This window comes from Cyanobacteria bacterium GSL.Bin1 (assembly GCA_009909085.1).
GTDB lineage: Bacteria > Cyanobacteriota > Cyanobacteriia > Cyanobacteriales > Rubidibacteraceae > Halothece.
In genome coordinates, this window is the sequence record JAAANX010000193.1 from 1 (window position 1) to 18,425 (window position 18,425).

The following is an 18,425-nucleotide window of genomic DNA, read 5'->3' on the forward strand; positions in this document are numbered from 1 at the left end:
TTCTCGAAGCAGGGAGGCATCGCGGAAGGAGTGGTTTCTTTCATTAGCTAAGGAGCGACGTAGAAGAGTTAATATATAAGCAATTTACCACACTTGGTTTAATTTTATTGTTTAAGTCCCGTTAATCGAATCAAAGACTGGAGTCCAGGCGCGAAGTGAAAGATGAATGACAGACGCGAGTTGACTGGGGTCATACTGCTCAATTTGCATTTCGGTTGCATTCTCAAATAGACTGAATGACTCTTGGCAATGAAGTCGCCTAATTTCTTATTGTAGAGCAGTGTCATCTCTGAGATTAGGCACAAAGCCGCTCCCCAGCATTATTATGATGATAATGATTGCTTTTATTAAGAGGCGCGATCGAGCCGAAGGCTCGGTGAGCACAATTCAATATTTAACCTGAGTTTTCCTGTAACGACAAGTCGAGGTGTGCTCGCTAATGGGGCGCGATCGCGTTTACGGCGGCGACGGCAATGATCTCATCGATGGTGGCAATAACGGCGATGTCTACTACGGCGGTAACGGGGCTGACACCTTTGTTCTCAAAACTAGCTATGGCTTGAATTGGATTCAAGACTTTCAGTTGGATACCGACTCTCTACAGCTGCCCGACCCAATTAGCTACGGTTCTCTGGAAATTTCCCAACACGGTAGCCGTACCTTGATCGGCTCTGAACAAGACCCCATCATCGCCGTTTTGGAGAACGTGAATGCTTGCCAGTTGGACGCTGACAGTTTTGTCACGGTTCCTACTGCCATGGCTTGACTCTTTTTGAAGCCGGGTTTCCACAATCTCGATGCTATTACTCTCTCCGAAAGATAAAAACCCAGTTTCTTTTCAGAAGTTCCCCTGAATTTGAACAACTTACATCACTCACACAATTTTAGAACCTTTCTTTAACGCAGTACGAGAACGAGGGGCTGAGGGCATAGTGCCCTCATGCCTTAGTGGAAGCTGGTTGAGCGATCGCGCAGCCCTTGATCAACGAAGTTCTAACTCAATATTGCTTGAGAACCCAGTCTTGACCCAATTAATGATAGGAGCAAAAAACGATGCAGTTACGCTATTGCGGAATCAATTACGAGCTTAACCCTTTTCGAGTCGAGATGGTAGCAACGGGTCTTAATGCTTCTTTTCGAGGTTTATCCTATCCCGTTCAACGCTGTATCAACCTCGAGAGTTCTCGAAACGTGGCAAATTTAAAGTATCGCGGTATTTTTTATTCCTGCCTGAAGTGGGAAGAACACTCGCGACCGACTTCAGCAAGTACTCCTGCACTTGTACACGGTTCTTCTTAAGTTTTGACCCAAACCTTCCTTGCTGGGCGAGAATTTCCTGATTGCTCTCGTCTAGCAAGGTTTTCATCCCTTAACCCTAAGCTTGCCAAGGAAGTTTTCCATGAAACAGACCATTATTCAGGTTGATGCCTTTACTAACACTCCTTTCAGTGGCAACCCCGCCGCTGTCTGTGTCCTCACCGAACCTCAATCGGATCAGTGGATGCAGCAGGTCGCTGCGGAAATGAATCTTTCGGAAACAGCCTTTCTTCATCCGCACGAAGATGACTATGCCCTACGTTGGTTTACTCCAACTACGGAAGTTCCTCTTTGTGGCCACGCCACCCTAGCCAGTGCTCACGTTCTTTGGTCAGAGGGCTACTTACCCCTCGACCAATCCGCTCGATTCGATACGAAAAGCGGTTTGCTAACAGCAACCCGGCACGAAGATTGGATTGAGTTAAACTTCCCAGCAGCCACCTACACTCCTATCGCAATCCCCGAACCACTCCCGCAGGCGCTGGGCATGCCGGTGCAATCGGTGCAAGTGACTGACCTCGGGTATTTGGTAGAAGTTGACTCAGCGGATCGAGTCAAGCAAATGCAACCTGATTTGGGGGTACTCGCTCGCCTGGAACAACCAAACGCGATTGTTACCAGTTTAGCTAAGCCAGAGTCTGCTTTCGACATTGTCTCCCGCTTTTTTGCACCGGGTCTGGGCATTCCCGAAGACCCCGTTACTGGCGCAGCTCACTGTGTTTTGGGTCCCTATTGGTGTCGTCGCCGGCAGCAGGATACCCTTTTGGCCTATCAAGCGTCTCCCCGGGGCGGTGTCGTTAAAGTTTCCTACGATGGCAGCGATCGCGTTTCCTTAAGCGGTCAAGCCGTGACAGTCTTTCGCGCCGAAATAATATGACGTTTACCGTTTTTTGAACTTATCAAGGAACAAGCAATGACAACTCAATCGCTCGACTCAAATTTCAATTCCAGCCAAGCCGAAGCTTTTGCCGAAAAGCTACTGAACCGGCTCAATTCTGGCGGGTTAGCCCTGATGATTTCTATTGGTCATCGTACTCATCTGTTTGATACGATGGCTGAGCTACCACCCACCACAAGCTCACAAATTGCCCAGGCAGCTAATCTGCAAGAGCGTTATGTCCGGGAGTGGCTAAAGGCAATGACCGTGGGTGGCATTATCGAGTATGATCCCAAGACATTCCACTATTACCTGCCGGCAGAACATGCGGCTTTTCTCACTCGCACTGCCGAGTCAGACAATATGGCGACCTTCTTTCAGCACATCGCTGAATTGGGAACGGTAGAAGACGCGATCGTCAACTGTTTTCAAGTTGGTGGTGGGGTTCCCTATTCCGCCTTTTCTCGCTTCCATACAATTATAGCCGAAGATAGCGGACAGACCATTGTCTCAGCCTTAGAAGAGCAGATTTTGCCCCTAGTCCCGGGGTTAGTAGAGCGTCTCCAAAGCGGCATTGACGTCATGGATTTAGGTTATGGCAGTGGTCGCGCCCTAAATAAGTTAGCTCAGCTGTTTCCAGCCAGTCGCTTTATCGGATATGACTTTTCTGAAAGCGCGATCGCGACGGCAAATCAACAAGCCCAAACTGATACTGCTACTTTGGACGAAGTAGAATGTTATGACTTGATTACCACATTTGATGCGATTCATGACCAAGTCTATCCTGATGTCGTCTTGCAAAATATCTATCGAACCCTCCGATCAGACGGCGTGTATCTTATGCAAGACATTCGCGCCAGCAGCGATGTCAGCGGCAACCTCGATCATCCCTTTGCGCCCTTTCTTTACACGGTTTCCTGTATGCACTGTATGACTGTCTCCTGATCCTGTTGGCGAATTCAAAAAACAGACTCAAAGCGCGATGTTCGCTACGCGAACCGGCGAAGCCATCGCCTCTGGCAATGAGCGTAGCTTGATCGCGGTTTTGAAAAGTTTCTTTGCATCTTGCTGGGATGCCAATCCTCTAAAATTAACTCATCGGGTTAATGGTGAGCATATGTGTTTACATCCTGAATCAATTTCCCCGGTTCCAGAAGTGACAGCAAGAGTAGCCAAAGCTGCATTCCCGAGAGGCAATCGATACCTGCGTTTGAGAGATGAACTGGGAGTGTTCGATAACGATGAAGAATTTGCGGAACTCTACCCCGAGCGAGGACACCCAGCGCTTGCCCCCTGGCGATTAATAATAATTCTGATTATGCAGTTTCTCGAAAATTTGTCTGACAGACAAACAGCAGATGCCGTCAGAGGAAGAATTGATTGGAAATACGCGCTCTCTCTCGAATTAGAAGATGAGGGGTTTAACTTTTCGGTTTTAAGTGAATTCCGCGATCGCTTAATTGAAGGTGGGAGAGAAAAACAGATCTTAGACAAAATGCTGTCGAAATTTGTCGAATTAGGATTGCTCAAATCCAGAGGAAAAGCTCGAACCGATGCCACTCACATCCTGGCTGCCGTTAAAGAATTAACTCGGCTAGAACACCTAGAAGAAACTTTAAAGTCAGCCTTAAACACCTTAGCCGCATCGGCTCCCACCTGGCTTGAGAAAATTTTAACTCCTGAATTTTATCAACGCTACGGTCAAAAAGGAGAACATTCATTGAGAAATGCTCATGAATTCCCATGTTATTTGCTTAATTCAATAAAATAAGCTAGGATAGGTAGCTGGGCTTATTTTGAAGTTGCATTTATGTTGAGGCTTGCTGTGACGGGTTTGTAGTCGTCATCACCCTCTCACCTATAGATGAAATTTAATTTCCAGGGTAGCTAAAATAGCAAATTCATGATAGCTTAAAAAAGAGTGTAAAAAAATTGTAATAATTTTGAGTACAGTTACTGCTAAATTTAGGCTGAATTCCTTTACGCGGTTTGCGTTATTCCCATCGTCAAGGTAACACGCGCGTCAATATGGAATTAAGGAACTTTAATGAATTGGCAAAAAGCTAAGTTGCAATTAATGCTTCAACAAAAAACGCAATTAATGGAACAAACCAAATTTAACATGACTTTATTGCAGGTAAAGTTCCTTAGTTGGGAATGAAAAGTAACTGTATTAAAAAGTTTTTGACTAGTTAAATAATGCGAGGTATTTCTTATGTCTGTGCGTCTTTACGTGGGCAATTTACCAAAAGATACAGTAGAGCGACAAGAACTGCAAGAGGTTTTTGGAGAAGCGGATGATTCTTTATCAATTAAAGTCATTAAAGATCGCAAGACAGGAAACTGTCGCGGCTTTGCTTTTGTGACCGTCCCTAGTGACGAAAAAGCGGATGAAATTATTGAGAAATATAATGGTCAAACGTTCCGAGAAAATGCTCTAAAGATTGAAAAAGCACTACCCCGTAATAAAAATAAAGGGGACGAAAATACACCAGAAGGAGAAAAAGAAGGGTCAGAAGCTCGTGAATCTTCCCATCCAACAAAACAAAAAAATAAGGAGGGTGCCGCCAGTAATAAGCGACGGGGTAAAGGGAGTAAGAAATCGAAACAACCCGCAGCAGGTAGCAGCAATAGCAATAGCTCAACTCAACCCGATCCGCGCTGGGCAGATGAATTAGCTAAACTCAAGGAAATGTTAAATGCGGTTGAGAAATAAAGTAGTAGAACGAGGAATGTTTATTTAGTTTAGTCAATTCGGGAGTACAAATTTTCTTGTACTCTCTTTTTTTAAGGTTGATTGCGACGATTCCCATGATCGCGAGGGTGATGGTCTAACCAACCGGAAAGATCAGCAGAGAGTTGCGATAACGATTGTGTCAGTTCAGGGGTTAACTCCACCGGTAATTTACCGCTGCGAACATGTAAATCCCGTTGTGGAAACGGAATTTCTACGCCTCTTTCATGGAATAATTTATAAATTAAAAAATAGAGATCGCTTTTGATTTGAAATTGTTTGCGGGGTTCTGAAATCCAAGCAAGTAAATCAAAGTCAAGGGAACTATCACCAAAGCCGAGAAAGAAGACATTGGGTGGAGGAATGGATAAAACATCTGAATGATTCTTAGCGGCATCAAGGAGGGCTTGACGAACCATTTCTACATTCGATCCATACGCAACGCCAACCGGAATCCGCAGTCGAGAAATGGGGCTGCGGTGACTCCAATTGACCACTTCTGACTCCAAGAAACGAGAGTTGGGTAAAATGACAGAAACGCGATCAATCGTGGTAATTTCAGTACTGCGAACACTAATGTGTTCCACGGTCCCCACGTACTCACCCACCTCCACAAAGTCTCCTGCTTGAATGGGACGTTCAAAAATTAACACTAACCCACTCACAAATTCTTTGGCAATGCCCTGAATCCCTAAACCAATACCAACCCCCAAAACCCCCGCAAAAACGGTTAGTGAGCTAATATCTAACCCCCAAATTTGCAGGAGGACTAATGCCCCAATTAAAACAAAGCTATAGTTCGCGACTAACGCAATTGTTTCTTGGGCGGCCCGACTTAAGCCAGTGAGACTCAGCACCCGCAGTCGCAGCACTTGTTTAATCGTCCGGGCAAAGATAAAGAGGGCGGTAAATAAGGCAAGGAGAATAATTAAATCTAAAACAGAGTAAGCATTATTACCTAAAGGAAATAAATCGGAAGTAACGCTGTAAATGAGAGTGTCCCGCAGTTGACGGCTGAGGTGTCGGGTTTGAGGAAATAGGGTACTGATATATCCCAACGCCAGCAGCACAATCAGGCTGCGTAAAAAGTTGAGAAAGACTTGAAAGGCAATGAAGCGGGTGGTGGTACCGGTAAAAGGCTGAGTATGACTGTCAATGGGGGGGGTAGATTCTCTCAGATCAGGATTAATCCAACGCTCGCAAATGAGGCCAATGCCCCAAATGAGGAGTCCAGTAATGACAATTATAAAAATAGACAAGAGCGTCGCTGGAATCAGATAAGCCGCTGTCCGCTCCCGTTGGGCTTGCGCGATCGCGCGTTCAAGTTTTTGCTGCCAAAGCTCGGCTTGTTCCTCTAAACTTCTTCCTTGGGGTGTATCTTCACGCGTCACCGAAAGCAAGTGCTTCCCATTAATTTGGAGTGTAGGAACCGTTTGACTAGTATCAACCGCAATCTGAATTTCTTCACTTGCCTCTTCTTGCAGTGGTGCTAAACTCTTACGAATAATACGATTGAGGGTCTGATTCGCATCTTCAGCGCGTTCTTTCGCATTAAATTGCCCGGAAGCGGTTACTTCAAAAACAACCCTGCCATCGACCAAAATCGGGGCTGAGTAATTGGTTTGCGCCTCAGCCGGTAGCACAAATAAGAAAAAACTGAGCGTAAACGTAACAATTCCCAGTAAAAGAGAGCAAACGCCATTAGCGCTGTTAGTCTCCTGGGGATGATCGCGAAATTTCATAAAGGATTTATTGACCAGATTTGACAGGGATAGGATCAGACGGAGAACGACTTTGATTTTGACTTTGGGCAAGGGCTTTGGGTTTCAGGTACAAATTTTCAATTAAGGTGGCTGCCCCTGCTATCCAAGGCGGAACAATTAATGCGCCTAAAATTCCCAAAACTTGTGCCCCACCAATGACAGCCAAGAGTTGATAAAGGGGATGCAGGCGGACGGTATTTCCCACCAATAGTGGATCTAGAACATAGGTTTCCAAGTTTTGAATGACCACAAACAACAATAACACCCACAACACCGTCCATCCTCCTTGTGCAGTGGCGACAATGAGGGCGGGAACTGAACCGAGAACGGGACCAAAAAAGGGAATCAAATTGGTGACTCCCGCGATCGCGCCTAAGCCAATGGCAAACTCTGAAATCCCGAGAATACGTAAGCTGACTGTAATCACTACTCCTAAAATCGCTGAAACTAGCACTCTGCCTTGAATATATCCCCCCATCCGTAGGGCAACCGGATGGACTTGTGCTTCTAAGCGCAGATCCCACGGTGAAGGAAATAAACTAATGATCCCTTTAATCAAACGTCGGGAACCGGATAGCATATAACCGGATAAAACAATAGCAAGAATGACACTGATGATACCGCCAATAATCCCCCGCGTCACCCCATAGGAACGGATGAGCAACTGCTGACTGGAACGAATCAGCCAACTGGTGAGGGCTTTTGTATCAAAGAGTCGATTAATGGGATCGAGGCTATCAGGGTCAGTCATCCCAAAGCGAAGGGCTAAATCTTGAGCGATGAGACGAAGCGTGTCTAAATAACTGGGGAGTTTCCGGGTTAAGCGTTCAATTTGTTCAACCACTGTCGGACCAATCAGGACGCCGGCACCACTTAATCCTGCAATCAGTAGCAGATAAACGAAAATGACGGCTAAAAAGCGAGGAAGCCTTAATCGTTCCGCCGCGTTAATGGCGGGGGCAAGGGCGGAAGCGAGTACTACAGAAATCATTAAGACAATGATCAGGCTTTGTAATTGCCACAGTAGTACCCCGACAAAAAAAAGGGTTCCCGCCAAAATTAAAGTAGAATTCGAGATGACAACACGCTGCTGAGACATTGCACAAGTAACAGATAGGACTTTGGATTATAGTTTATCTTGTCGTTAACTTTCTCATCTTTGATGCTTATGACGATGCCACAGCAACTCCCCACGTTTCACAATCCTCAGCTTTGGGAAACCGCTTGCACTCATCGCTCTTATTTTAATGAACATCCTGAGGTAGAAGCAGACAATGAACGCTTAGAATTTTTGGGCGATGCCGTATTAGGGTTTTTGGTGGGCAAGTTACTTTACCAGCAGTATCCGCAAATGCGAGAAGGAGAACTCAGTCGGCTGCGATCGCGCTTAGTGAATAATGAACATCAATTGGCCCAATTTGCTTTGAGCTTAAACCTGGACCAACATCTTCGCCTCGGTAAAGGGGCTGAAAAAGAAGGCACTCGCCAAAACCCAGAAGTGTTGAGTGATACCCTTGAGGCGGTGATCGGCGCTTATTTTTTGGATTCTGGCATTGAAGCCGTGCAAGCTTTTATTGAACCCTTATTTAGCGCGATCGCTCAAGAAGTGACGGCTACCTCCGAATTAGATCAAAACTATAAAGGACAACTCCAAGAATGGGCACTAGCTAATTTTGGTCTGATTCCCCGCTACTTTCTTCGCCAAGAAACCGGTGCCGATCATGCCAAAGAGTTTACGGTGGAAGTTCGGATTGGGAACCAAGTTTATGGAGTGGGTGTCGGGGAAAGTAAAAAGGCAGCCGAAAAAAGAGCGGCTCAAGCTGCTCTAAAAGCTAGAAATAATGAGGATTAAAACTCGAGATGGAACAAGCACAATGCCCTTGCATGTCTTTGGTGGTTTCAGTCTTGGCTTAGTCATTGTTTTATTACTGGCCTTTGGGTTGTTAACTTGGCTAGGCATTCCCACCGGTCGCTTCCTGGATTGGGTGATCGGCGGCGCCAGTTTTTGGTGGTTAGTGGTGATTGTGACGGTTCCTTGGAATGTTTATTTCCGGGCCAAAGCAGTGCTCACTGATGCCGAGGAATCCCAAGCCAAAGGGATTGCCGTTGCTGCGCCTAAACTCTCTTATGTGCAAATGCTTGCTCAACGATCACTTTGGGTGGCGTTAGGATTACACTTGCTTTCTGCTGTTACCTTATATTTATTAGCTGCATTTGGCGTGAGCGCGATTGGATATATTGGGTCGGTCGCTGCTTTACTTTTAACGCTACTCCGACCGGCGATTCGGACGTATGACTATATTGCAGCGCGATTATTTTCGATTGAGCAAGAGTTTCAATATCCGCGGGAAGATGTGCTACAGTTGCGCGATCGCGTCAATGATTTATCTCAGCAACTGAAAACCCTACAACAGCAATTAAATCCTCAAGATCCCACCGCTTGGGCTGCCAGACAAGAAAAACAACTGCAAGCCACCCGCAATGACCTCACTCGTCTCGGATCCAACCTAGAAACCTTGCGCCGCCAAAATCAATCAGAACACGAACGCCTTTCCCAAGAAGCCGAAAGCGCGATCGCGCAACTCTCTGAGGATTCCCGTTTTTTAGGCAATGTGCGAGAGATTATTCGCTTTATTAAAAAGAGTTAGGGTAGGGTCTGCTGAAAAAGTCACTTGGCGGGTTGAAGTGAAGGAACAGGGAATAGGGATCGGTAAGCTTGAAGATTATATGCTGACCGACTGAGTAGGAATTGCGCGATCGCTGCCGGTCAATTGTGACTAGTGCAGCCTGGCGAAAATAGTTAACCAGTTAGCGAATGCTCGAAGCATTGATTTTAGTTCAACTTTAGTGGTCAGTTACTTCTACCGCGTTGCACTAGAGTGTTGTTACTGGCTAATCAATACCAAAATCCTTACGATGACCGAATCCCGCAAGACCTCCAAATCCGGCTCAGAATTTGTTACTTCGATTGATAATGAATTCTTGGAGACACTAGCCATGATCAACGCTAATAAGGTATAAGCACCCATGCAAAATTAATTACACATCCGCTAGCTGAAAAGCTCAAGCCTTGCGGTAGTTTTGAGATTGGAAAATAGGCAATTAATTCTGCGTACCTGCTTACTATAGTTCTCTCTAAAACTATTATCTCTACAACCAATAAACTTGCCTGAATTGCAGATTAACTTGTCGAGTCGTCCCTAAACTGAGATGAAAAATCTACTGATTATTATTAACAGCAATATCGAGAATCAATAGCCTAGCAATTAGAACAAAAAAGACTTTACTTTAAGCTTCAAATTTAAGTGCTCACTTTCAGTAATACATGGTGATCCTTGGAAACAGCGATCATTTATATGTAAAAATTGCATTATCTTAAGATATTTTGATCAAAAGTCAGTGTTCGATGAATTATCATTTTTTATCCTCTTTTTTCTGTTACTATTAATACAGTTTTCAGGAAAAATTAAATCACTTGTCAAAGTAAGGTAAGAAGAAAAGTGATCAACCAAACAGGATTGAATCCCCACGGGGTAAATCAAGAGCCAAGCCAAAAGCTTTTAGAAGATATTAATCGTCAGATTACGGAAGCGACAAACTTAAGTAATCAAGTTACAACTGAATGGCGGTATCGACAATTTAATCGGCTGGAGTCTGAGGAAGAAGAGACCAAAAACACTAATATTTGGCCAGTTGTTTTCCTCGTCATTGCTATCTCAGCACTTTCCTTTTCAGCCATCTTCACTCGTCTCAGTCAAGACTACATCGGAGCAGGTGCTACAGTTTTCAATCGATGTCTTTTTAGTACGATCGCGCTGTGTTCGTGGCAAATGATTGTGATGTCTCTACAGCGATCACGCACGACTGAAGAGAACGTCAACGCTAACAATTATGACTATACAATTGCTGATATTGCAAAATTTATCGGTTTAGGGGTATCTTTTGTCCTTTGCTCAATCTTTTGGGCATGGTCATTAACGCAAACTTCTGTTGCAAATTCTAACCTGTTACACAACCTAACCCCGATTTTCACAGTTTTAGGAGCGTGGCTGTTTCTGCAACAGCAATTCAACAAACGATATATTCTTGGTTTAGTAATTGCCATTGGAGGAACCTTTGTCATTGGCATGCAAGATTTACATCTTTCTGCCAGTAGCCTCATTGGTGATTTAGCCGCCTTACTCTCTGCTGGCTTCTATGCGGGTCAATATCTCTTCACCGAACGGTTAGCGAAAAAGTTTGATACTTCAACCATTATGGTTGGGATGACAGGTGTCCCTGCTATTCTTTTAACCCCCGCTTTGTTACTCGCAGGCGACCAACTTTTTCCGTCTGCCACAATGGGCTGGGTCTGGATTGCTTGTATCGTCTTGATTTCTCAAATTTTGGGGCAAGGATTACTGGCTCGTAGTCTCAAGCGGTTTTCCTCCTCTTTCATTGCCATTTTTATGCTTCTCGAGCCATTTTTTACCGCCATATTTGCTTTCTTTATCTTTTCTGAACAACTTTCCCTCACCAATTGGGTTGCTTTTTTACTGGTCTTAGCTGGAATTTACGTTGTTAAATCTGCCAGCAAAACCTTAGAAACTGTGGAAGCGTAACCCTGAATTAGAAGAGAGAACTGACTCCATTTTTTGGAAATTCTGTGCAGTATAGTAGTGGTATCAGCAACACCCAGCCAAGCCTTGAGAAAAGCACTGAGATGATAGCCAGCTACATAATGAGAGTTAAACGTTTCTCCGGTCATACTAACGGCAGGATTATTGATACTACAAATTAGCGCACCGCGATCACTGCTGAGATATCCAGCCCAGGCACTATAGCCGATAATTAAATTTTTAGCAATTAAATCTTGTTGTTGGTCATTAGTCATTGGTCATATGAAATCCGGTTAATGAGTAGCTGCAGCGGTGTTAAGAGTGTGTTCGTAAATTACTGTAAAGCAGTTGATGCATCTAAAGGCTCACCTCCGTCAGAGAAACTGTACACGACTGGGAATGTTTCTAGTAAAAACCTTGCTCCAAAGGGCTTTTAGATTGGGAAATTAGCCGGATTTTCACGGAGATACCAGGTTTCAGCCCGAGGCGCGATCGCGCCCGCTCCGCCCGAACGCGAGTGCGTCTCGTAGAGAAGGGCATCGCGAACCTTTCAAGTCGTGAACTGTAAATTTGACCTAGAGGTGAGCTAATGAATCGTCAAGCCTATCCGTCCGACTTAAGTGATGATGAATGGGAGTTAGTCAAACCCTTAATCCCAGTCCATCAAGGTGTGGGTCATCATCAAAACTCAGATTTCTCCCCCAAAGAAGGAAGCGGACATTTTATGTGCCTCATCAACCACCACTAAATCCCAGTCCGTTTGACTCAATTTTGCTTTGAGGTCATCATTGCGACTCAATTGATCCAACCGCGCGATCGCGAGTGGTATCTCCGCCAAAGCATTCCCTGTTCGCGCTGCTTCCATGGGGTCATTAGTGAGAATCTCGAAAGGGAGATCAAACTTCTGGGATAATTCATCTTGCCACTGTACCGCTAAACTCCCTGGACAGACAATCAAACAGCGTTGCAAATCTCCTCGAATCAGCAGTTCCCGAATAAATAAGCCCGCCATAATTGTTTTTCCCGCACCGGGATCGTCAGCGAGAAGGAAGCGTAAGGGCTGGCGAGTGAGCATTTCGCTGTAAACTGCTGTAATCTGGTGGGGGAGCGGTTCAACTAAAGAGGTATGAACAGCTAACCGTCGCACCACGAGTCAAATCTTCTAGTTGAGTCATGCTCTGAAGAAATAGTAAGTATGAAACCATAGTGACAATTTAAAAGAGTGGTGTCCACAATATTTAAGTTGGGTATTGGGAAAATCGATCACGATTCCTCTAAGCGTGGAAATGCCCCCCAGAGGCATAGGCAAGGGGAAGCGTTAGTTGTTAAGGTTATCAACAATTTTTAGCCCTTCCAGTAGAATCATGCCTTCTGTGCGTATCACGGCTATTGCCCCTACGGCTTGTCTGGGCGATCTTGAAAAAGCGGTTGCTCGTCTCCAAACTGAGAACAGTGCCATTGAACTTGAGACTTTCTCATTACGGCAAATTCAAGAAGGATTAATTGCAAGAGAAACGGTTCTAGAGAGTATTCAAAGCGCGATGTGGCGAAGCCACCGCTCTACGAGCATCGCGCTGCTTTTTGATCTTCGGGGAAATCCTGATCGCGCCCTTGCCTTAGTTCGAGAAGCACTTGAGGCAACCGCAGACACCAATATTGCTTTTATTCCCTTATTTGGAGGGAGTCCCGCGATAATGGGCTTAGTGCGGATGGGAAACTTTGCCCCTGCGAAAATGCCACCGGCAAAGTCCATGGAAACCGCAATCGCAGCCATTGCCCAGTCTCTCCCCCCAGAAACGGCGCGTCAGGCACAAAATTGGTCAAAATGCGTGACCTATTGGACGAATTCGGGAATGGATAATTTAGTCAACCTGCTGCGTTTTGTTGCGTCTGAATATGGCGGGATGGCAATGACAGTAGAAGACCCCATCATCTATCCCGATTTTGGATTTATGGATTTGCAAACAGGGACTCGCTACACCAGTTATGAAGCGTACCTGCAAGACCATCCCTTAGATTCTAATCTGCCCACAGTCGCAGTCATTTTCTACAGTGGAACCACCCTTACCAGCAACTTACAGGGAGGGGCAGAATTATTACAAACCTTACAACAACAAGCCAATTTACTTCCTTTCTTCAGTGATGGCATTGCGACTGCTGATGCGATCCAAGAACACCTATTCCGCAATGGTTTTCCCGTGTGCGATGGCATCGTTTCCCTGCTGCGCTTTCGCTTAGATGGTGGCCCCTTGGGAGGTAATCCGGAAAAAACCATCAACCTCCTGCAACAGTTTAACGTTCCCTATGTTGTTCCTCTCAGTGCCAACAACCAAGATCTTGACGAATGGCACAAAAGCGCGATTGGGCTAGGGGCAACAGAAACCCTTTCTCTGGTTTCCCTCCCCGAAATGGACGGCGCGATCGATTCGGTGATGCTGTACGGTGTGAAAAATGAAATGGCAACCCCCATCCCAGGGCGAGGGGAAAAAGTAGCCCACCGACTCCTCAATCGCATCACCTTAAAACAGAAACCTAATGCTGAGAAACGGGTCGCGATCGTCATCTTTGATTATCCGCCAGGGGAAGGCACTTTGGGAACTGCCTCCTTTTTGGATGTCTTTGCCTCGGTTGAAGCCATCCTCAATCGCTTGCAAGAAGTTGGCTATCAGGTCACTCCACCCGCAGCAGGAACACTCAAAGACAGCTTCCTAGAAAAAGGACTGGTTCACAATGGGGAGTTTACCTCGATTCAACTGACGGCTGAAAATGCGGTTCGCGTCCCTCTGCAACAATATCGGCAATGGTACCAAAAACTTCCTGCTGCCTTGCGCGAAAGCACAGAAGCCGTTTTCGGCGATCCGCCAGGGGATTTAATGACTTATGAAGGGGATATTCTTCTCGCTGCGATGGAATTTGGCAACGCGATCGTGGCTGTTCAACCTTCTCGTGGCATTCACGAAGACCCCGCCAAAATTCACCATGACGATAGCTTACCTCCTCACCACCAGTACATTGCCCTCTATCGCTGGCTGGAAGAAAGCGCAAACGTTGATGCGATTGTCCACATTGGCACTCATGGCACGTTTGAATTTTTACCCGGCAAACAGGTTGCCCTCGCTGCTGAAGATGCCCCAGATGCCCTTTTAGGAGATTTGCCCCATCTTTACGTTTATCATGTGGTGAATGTTTCTGAAGGCACGATCGCGAAACGGCGCAGTTACGCGCAACTGGTCAGTTATGCCTCTCCCACCTTTGCCCCGGCTGGACTTTATGCCGAGTTAAGCCAACTCGAAGACACCATCGCTGAATACGAGGAGATGAAGATTAAAAGTTTACCCCGTCGGGTTGCCATCCTCGATCAGATTATTGCCTTGTGTCAAGAACAGGGTCTTCCCTTCCCCTTACCCGAAACCCTTTCTCGCACGAACGGTATTCCTGACGATTTCTCCCCCTACGAAGAAGCCTTAGAAGAATTACACCATACCCTCTTTGAGTGGAAACGATCAGCGATTCCGATTGGCTTGCACAGCTTTGGTCAAACTTTAACAGGAGAAGGATTAATCAACTATCTCAATCTGGTTGGGCGCTATGACCGCGCTGAAATCTCATCTCTCCCTCGCACTTTAGCACAAAGCAAAGGATGGGACTATGATCACTTGCTTGATCGCGCTGATCCGAAAGTAGAATCTCTGGCTGGTGAAAGCTGGAACCTGATTGCTCGTCTGCTTGAGGGTAAAGCAGAAACAGTGACAGAAGATTTCAAGCCAATTACATCTTACTTAAAAGATTTAGCAGAACGCATTAAGAACACAGATGAAATTGGGGCTTTATTGCACGCCCTCGATGGGGGATATCTTGAACCAGGTATGGGAGGCGATCCCGTGCGTTCTCCCCACACCTATCCCACTGGACGCAATACCTTTCAATTCGATCCGACAAAACTACCAACAGACAGCGCCTATGACCGAGGGGCGCAAATTGCTGAGGAAACCCTCACACGATACTATCAAGAAAATGGCACTTATCCCGAATCCGTTGGGGTGATTCTCTGGGGGTTTGAAACTTGTAAAACCTTTGGCGAAACCGTTGGGCAAGTTTTGCATTACATTGGCGTGAAAGTCGATCGCGGTCGCGGTTACTTTATGAAGCCTGTCGTAGTTCCGTTGAGTGAATTAGGTCGTCCTCGCATTGATGTCACCATCAACATTTGTGGCTTCTTTCGCGATTTATTTCCCAACTTAGTTAACCTCATTGATGAGGCGTTTCAAACCGTTGCCGAACTAGACGAACCCATGGAACTCAATGCCGTGCGTCGCCATGTCTGTGCATTGCAACCGAAACTCGGAGACACCCCAGAAGGAAAAAAACTAGCAGCAGGACGCTTGTTTGGTCCCCCTCCTGGGGAATATGGCAATCGGTTGAGTACCTTGATTGAAACCGCAGCCTGGGAAGAAGCAGCGGATCTCGGACGCAATTATCTGGAACGAACCCAGTATCTCTATGGTCGCGAAATACCAGGAACGGAATCGCGCACCAGTTTAGAAGCAGCTTTAGCAAATACCCAAATCATCAGCCAAGTGCGAGATTGTCATGAATTTGAAGTCACCGATCTCGATCATTACTATGAATTCTTCGGTGGGATGGCGCAAGCAACCGCAGTGGTAACGGGAAAACGCCCTGATGTTCTCATTGCGGACACCACAGGAGAACGCATCAGTGTCAAAAGCTTAAATCAAGCCGTCCAAAAAGGAGTGTCAACCCGTCTTCTGAATCCCAAATGGATTGAAGGAATGTTGCAGCATGACCACAAAGGAGGACAGCAAATTGCCGATCGCGTCGAATATTTGCTGGGTTTAGATGCAACAACGGGCAGTGTGGGAGAAAACACTTGGCGGAAGGTAGCCCAGCATTTTGTTTTTGATCAAGCAATGCGCGAACGCTTGCAAGCCAACAACCCTTATGCAACGGCAGAAATTGTCCAAAAATTAGGAGAAGCAAACTATCGGGGTTATTGGCAGCCAACCGAAACCGAAACTGAACAATTAAAAGAGGTTTATCGCGAAATTGAACGCGCGATCGAGTTAGGAGAGGGAAAAAGCAATGAAAATTCCTGATGAACCGGAAAGGAATTTGGAAATTAACCTTGTGCCGATGATTGATGTGATTTTTTCTATCTTGGCGTTCTTTATTATTTCGACCTTATTTTTAACGCGATCAGAGGGCTTACCCGTTGATTTACCCCAAGCAACAACCGCCCAGCAGCAATCGGAAACGGAAGTAACCGTCACCCTTCAAGCCAATGGTAAAATTGCGCTGAATCAAGAAGAAATTTCCCTTAAAAATTTAATCCCAGAAGTAACAAAAATTAGCCAAAACGCTCAAGAAACCCTTGTCATTGTCAAAGCAGACAAAGCAGTGACTCACGGCGATGTAGTCAACGTGATGGATCGATTGCGACAGATAGAAGGCGTTAAACTCGCGATCGCGACCACTTCTCCTTCTGAATAAGGCAAAGAAATGTAACAAAAAAGCAAAAATACTTAACTACTGCAGCATAGTTGACTAAGATATCTCAGAAAAGTATAGTTAGTAAGGATTTAGTATGCCATACACCGAAGAAGATGGAGGTCGTCTCAATAACTTTGCCGTACAACCCAAAATGTATGTTGCTGATTCCCCCAATAAAAAACAAAAACGGAACTATATCATTATGGGTGGGCTTTCGCTTTTATTGATTGGTGGCTTGTTATTCATTACAGTTACCATTTCTTAAAATCGTTTCCTGGGTGATTCGGCGTAGCAATTGCGCTAACTGTTGGTCAAAGTTGATATCTTAGGGCTAGGTTGTCAAGATCAATTGGCTTCAAATCAGCACAAATGAGGATAGATATAAGATAGTGCCACTCCAGCTACTCTTGTTCATTGATGAGCGCTCAAGCTCTCAAGAGCATATCCAAGGAATTAAAACCTACCTCAAAACTCTCAAAGACGACTATCCCTTTGAACTACAGATGATTAATGTTGCGGAACAGCCCCACTTGGCTGAGCATTTTCGCTTAGTCGCAACACCAGCATTAGTAAAAATTACGCCCACCCCTCGTCAAACCATTGCGGGGACCAATTTAGTTGCTCAACTAGAACAATCATGGCCCTATTGGGTAGAAAGCGCCCAGGAGGAAGAAACATCTGAAGCAGCAGCCCAACCTTCATCAGCCAATGAGTCGGTTACCTATTCCACGGAGTTAATTCGCCTCTCCGATGAAATTTTTCGCCTCAAGCAAGAAAACCAAGAGTTAAACGAACAAATTAAGTTTAAAGACCAAGTGCTGGCAATGCTAGCTCATGATTTGCGGAACCCTCTCACAGCAGCTTCGATCGCGCTGGAAACATTAGAACTCACTGACCAAAACCCGGATCCGCAACGCGTAGAAAAAATCAAAAAACAGATTTTCAAGCAAGCGCAAACTCAGTTTCGCATCATGAATCGGATGATTACTGATATTTTGCAAACGGCACGAGGGAAAAATGCTGAGTTGCAAATTCATCCGCAAAAGCTAAATCTGCAAGTCCTAGGCAATGAAATCTTAGAACAATTCCAAGAGACGTTTGCCCGTAAATCACTGCAGTTGAAAACAGATTTACCCCAAGATGTTCCGGATGCCCATGCCGATCAAGAGTTAATTCGACAAGTTTGGGTCAACTTACTGGATAATGCGGTTAAATATACCCCCGATGAAGGAACAATTAAGGTTTCGATTCTCCATCGCACTTCCCAGAAAATTCAGGTGACCGTCTGCGATGATGGACCGGGAATTCCCCCCGAAAAACGGGAACAGATTTTTGAAGGTCATGTGCGCTTAAAACGCGATGAAGCCAAGGAGGGGTATGGTCTGGGGCTATCTCTTTGTCGGCAAGTGATACGCGCCCATTATGGACACATTTGGGTCGATAGCGATGCCAATCGCGGGAGTTGCTTCCACTTTACATTACCAGTATATTAATGACTTTGAGTGTAAGAGTAATCCAAGAAAAAAGTTATCCGAAAGTGATCCAGGTTTAGCTCCAATCTCAACAAACCATTTCTCTAATCCTGGTAAACGTTGAAACTGCTTTTCAAGGTTCGCCATCGCTTTCTG

General features: G+C 45.5%; 15 protein-coding genes and 3 pseudogenes. 13 read left to right on the forward strand and 5 right to left on the reverse strand.

Features of this window, described 5'->3' with window-relative positions; all coding sequences use genetic code 11:
• Positions 1 to 126 precede the first annotated feature (126 nt).
• Positions 127 to 210 (reverse strand): annotated as a pseudogene (locus tag GVY04_22150) (GNAT family N-acetyltransferase).
• A gap of 217 nt (positions 211 to 427) precedes the next feature.
• On the opposite strand from GVY04_22150, the gene GVY04_22155 reads away from it, so the two are divergent.
• From GVY04_22155 to GVY04_22180, 6 genes and pseudogenes are all read left to right on the forward strand, one after another.
• Entirely contained in the window at positions 428 to 766 is a 339-nt protein-coding gene (locus tag GVY04_22155; protein ID NBD18733.1) for a hypothetical protein, read from the forward strand.
• Between the two features lie 287 nt (positions 767 to 1,053).
• Complete coding sequence (locus GVY04_22160; protein NBD18734.1) at positions 1,054 to 1,299, forward strand: DUF4278 domain-containing protein; 246 nt, start codon at positions 1,054 to 1,056, stop codon at positions 1,297 to 1,299.
• Between the two features lie 100 nt (positions 1,300 to 1,399).
• On the forward strand, positions 1,400 to 2,194 hold the full coding sequence (locus tag GVY04_22165) for a PhzF family phenazine biosynthesis isomerase (GenBank protein ID NBD18735.1): 795 nt from the start codon (positions 1,400 to 1,402) through the stop codon (positions 2,192 to 2,194).
• Between the two features lie 36 nt (positions 2,195 to 2,230).
• Positions 2,231 to 3,139, forward strand: coding sequence for a methyltransferase domain-containing protein (locus GVY04_22170; protein NBD18736.1), 909 nt, complete (start codon positions 2,231 to 2,233; stop codon positions 3,137 to 3,139).
• A gap of 172 nt (positions 3,140 to 3,311) precedes the next feature.
• Positions 3,312 to 3,914: pseudogene (locus GVY04_22175) on the forward strand (IS5/IS1182 family transposase).
• 495 nt (positions 3,915 to 4,409) lie between these two features.
• Positions 4,410 to 4,910, forward strand: coding sequence for an RNA-binding protein (locus GVY04_22180; protein ID NBD18737.1), 501 nt, complete (start codon positions 4,410 to 4,412; stop codon positions 4,908 to 4,910).
• A 71-nt stretch (positions 4,911 to 4,981) separates the two neighbouring features.
• Here GVY04_22180 and GVY04_22185 read toward each other — a convergent pair whose 3' ends face one another.
• Positions 4,982 to 6,670: a mechanosensitive ion channel gene (locus GVY04_22185; GenBank protein NBD18738.1), complete on the reverse strand. Its 1,689-nt coding sequence runs from the start codon at positions 6,668 to 6,670 to the stop codon at positions 4,982 to 4,984.
• Between the two features lie 7 nt (positions 6,671 to 6,677).
• Positions 6,678 to 7,790, reverse strand: a complete 1,113-nt coding sequence (locus GVY04_22190; GenBank protein NBD18739.1) for an AI-2E family transporter — start codon at positions 7,788 to 7,790, stop codon at positions 6,678 to 6,680.
• Between the two features lie 75 nt (positions 7,791 to 7,865).
• Between GVY04_22190 and rnc the strand changes: the two genes are divergently transcribed.
• From rnc to GVY04_22205, 3 genes are all read left to right on the forward strand, one after another.
• Complete coding sequence (rnc, locus tag GVY04_22195; GenBank protein ID NBD18740.1) at positions 7,866 to 8,543, forward strand: ribonuclease III; 678 nt, start codon at positions 7,866 to 7,868, stop codon at positions 8,541 to 8,543.
• Positions 8,544 to 8,565: 22 nt separating this feature from the next.
• On the forward strand, positions 8,566 to 9,339 hold the full coding sequence (locus GVY04_22200; protein NBD18741.1) for a hypothetical protein: 774 nt from the start codon (positions 8,566 to 8,568) through the stop codon (positions 9,337 to 9,339).
• Positions 9,340 to 10,191: 852 nt separating this feature from the next.
• Positions 10,192 to 11,292: an EamA family transporter gene (locus GVY04_22205; protein NBD18742.1), complete on the forward strand. Its 1,101-nt coding sequence runs from the start codon at positions 10,192 to 10,194 to the stop codon at positions 11,290 to 11,292.
• Here the strand turns inward: GVY04_22205 and GVY04_22210 are convergent.
• Both GVY04_22210 and GVY04_22215 read right to left on the reverse strand, forming a co-directional pair.
• Positions 11,244 to 11,564, reverse strand: a complete 321-nt coding sequence (locus GVY04_22210) for a hypothetical protein (GenBank protein NBD18743.1) — start codon at positions 11,562 to 11,564, stop codon at positions 11,244 to 11,246. The genes GVY04_22205 and GVY04_22210 overlap by 49 nt on opposite strands.
• 416 nt (positions 11,565 to 11,980) lie before the next feature.
• A pseudogene (locus GVY04_22215) lies at positions 11,981 to 12,430 on the reverse strand (DEAD/DEAH box helicase family protein).
• A 223-nt stretch (positions 12,431 to 12,653) separates the two neighbouring features.
• Between GVY04_22215 and bchH the strand changes: the two are divergent.
• The 4 genes from bchH to GVY04_22235 all read left to right on the forward strand — a co-directional run bounded on the left by bchH (position 12,654) and on the right by GVY04_22235 (position 18,290).
• Positions 12,654 to 16,403 carry a magnesium chelatase subunit H gene (gene bchH, locus GVY04_22220; protein NBD18744.1) on the forward strand — a complete coding sequence of 1,250 codons (3,750 nt, stop codon included), beginning with the start codon at positions 12,654 to 12,656 and terminating at the stop codon, positions 16,401 to 16,403.
• Positions 16,390 to 16,797 (forward strand): biopolymer transporter ExbD, encoded by a 408-nt coding sequence (locus GVY04_22225; GenBank protein NBD18745.1) that lies wholly within the window; start codon positions 16,390 to 16,392, stop codon positions 16,795 to 16,797. The genes bchH and GVY04_22225 overlap by 14 nt, the downstream gene beginning before the upstream one ends.
• Before the next feature lie 94 nt (positions 16,798 to 16,891).
• Positions 16,892 to 17,062: a ssl1498 family light-harvesting-like protein gene (locus GVY04_22230; protein NBD18746.1), complete on the forward strand. Its 171-nt coding sequence runs from the start codon at positions 16,892 to 16,894 to the stop codon at positions 17,060 to 17,062.
• 79 nt (positions 17,063 to 17,141) lie between these two features.
• Entirely contained in the window at positions 17,142 to 18,290 is a 1,149-nt protein-coding gene (locus GVY04_22235; GenBank protein NBD18747.1) for a histidine kinase, read from the forward strand.
• Positions 18,291 to 18,425: the final 135 nt, after the last annotated feature.

Bases quoted from the DNA above. Each gene is read 5' to 3' on its own strand.
- GVY04_22160 (NBD18734.1), top strand. From the start codon at position 1,054: ATGCAGTTACGCTATTGCGGAATCAATTACGAGCTTAACCCTTTTCGA.
- GVY04_22165 (NBD18735.1), top strand. From the start codon at position 1,400: ATGAAACAGACCATTATTCAGGTTGATGCCTTTACTAACACTCCTTTC.
- GVY04_22170 (NBD18736.1), top strand. From the start codon at position 2,231: ATGACAACTCAATCGCTCGACTCAAATTTCAATTCCAGCCAAGCCGAA.
- GVY04_22180 (NBD18737.1), top strand. From the start codon at position 4,410: ATGTCTGTGCGTCTTTACGTGGGCAATTTACCAAAAGATACAGTAGAG.
- GVY04_22185 (NBD18738.1), bottom strand. From the start codon at position 6,670: ATGAAATTTCGCGATCATCCCCAGGAGACTAACAGCGCTAATGGCGTT.
- GVY04_22190 (NBD18739.1), bottom strand. From the start codon at position 7,790: ATGTCTCAGCAGCGTGTTGTCATCTCGAATTCTACTTTAATTTTGGCG.
- rnc (NBD18740.1), top strand. From the start codon at position 7,866: ATGCCACAGCAACTCCCCACGTTTCACAATCCTCAGCTTTGGGAAACC.
- GVY04_22200 (NBD18741.1), top strand. From the start codon at position 8,566: ATGCCCTTGCATGTCTTTGGTGGTTTCAGTCTTGGCTTAGTCATTGTT.
- GVY04_22210 (NBD18743.1), bottom strand. From the start codon at position 11,564: ATGACTAATGACCAACAACAAGATTTAATTGCTAAAAATTTAATTATC.
- bchH (NBD18744.1), top strand. From the start codon at position 12,654: ATGCCTTCTGTGCGTATCACGGCTATTGCCCCTACGGCTTGTCTGGGC.
- GVY04_22225 (NBD18745.1), top strand. From the start codon at position 16,390: ATGAAAATTCCTGATGAACCGGAAAGGAATTTGGAAATTAACCTTGTG.
- GVY04_22230 (NBD18746.1), top strand. From the start codon at position 16,892: ATGCCATACACCGAAGAAGATGGAGGTCGTCTCAATAACTTTGCCGTA.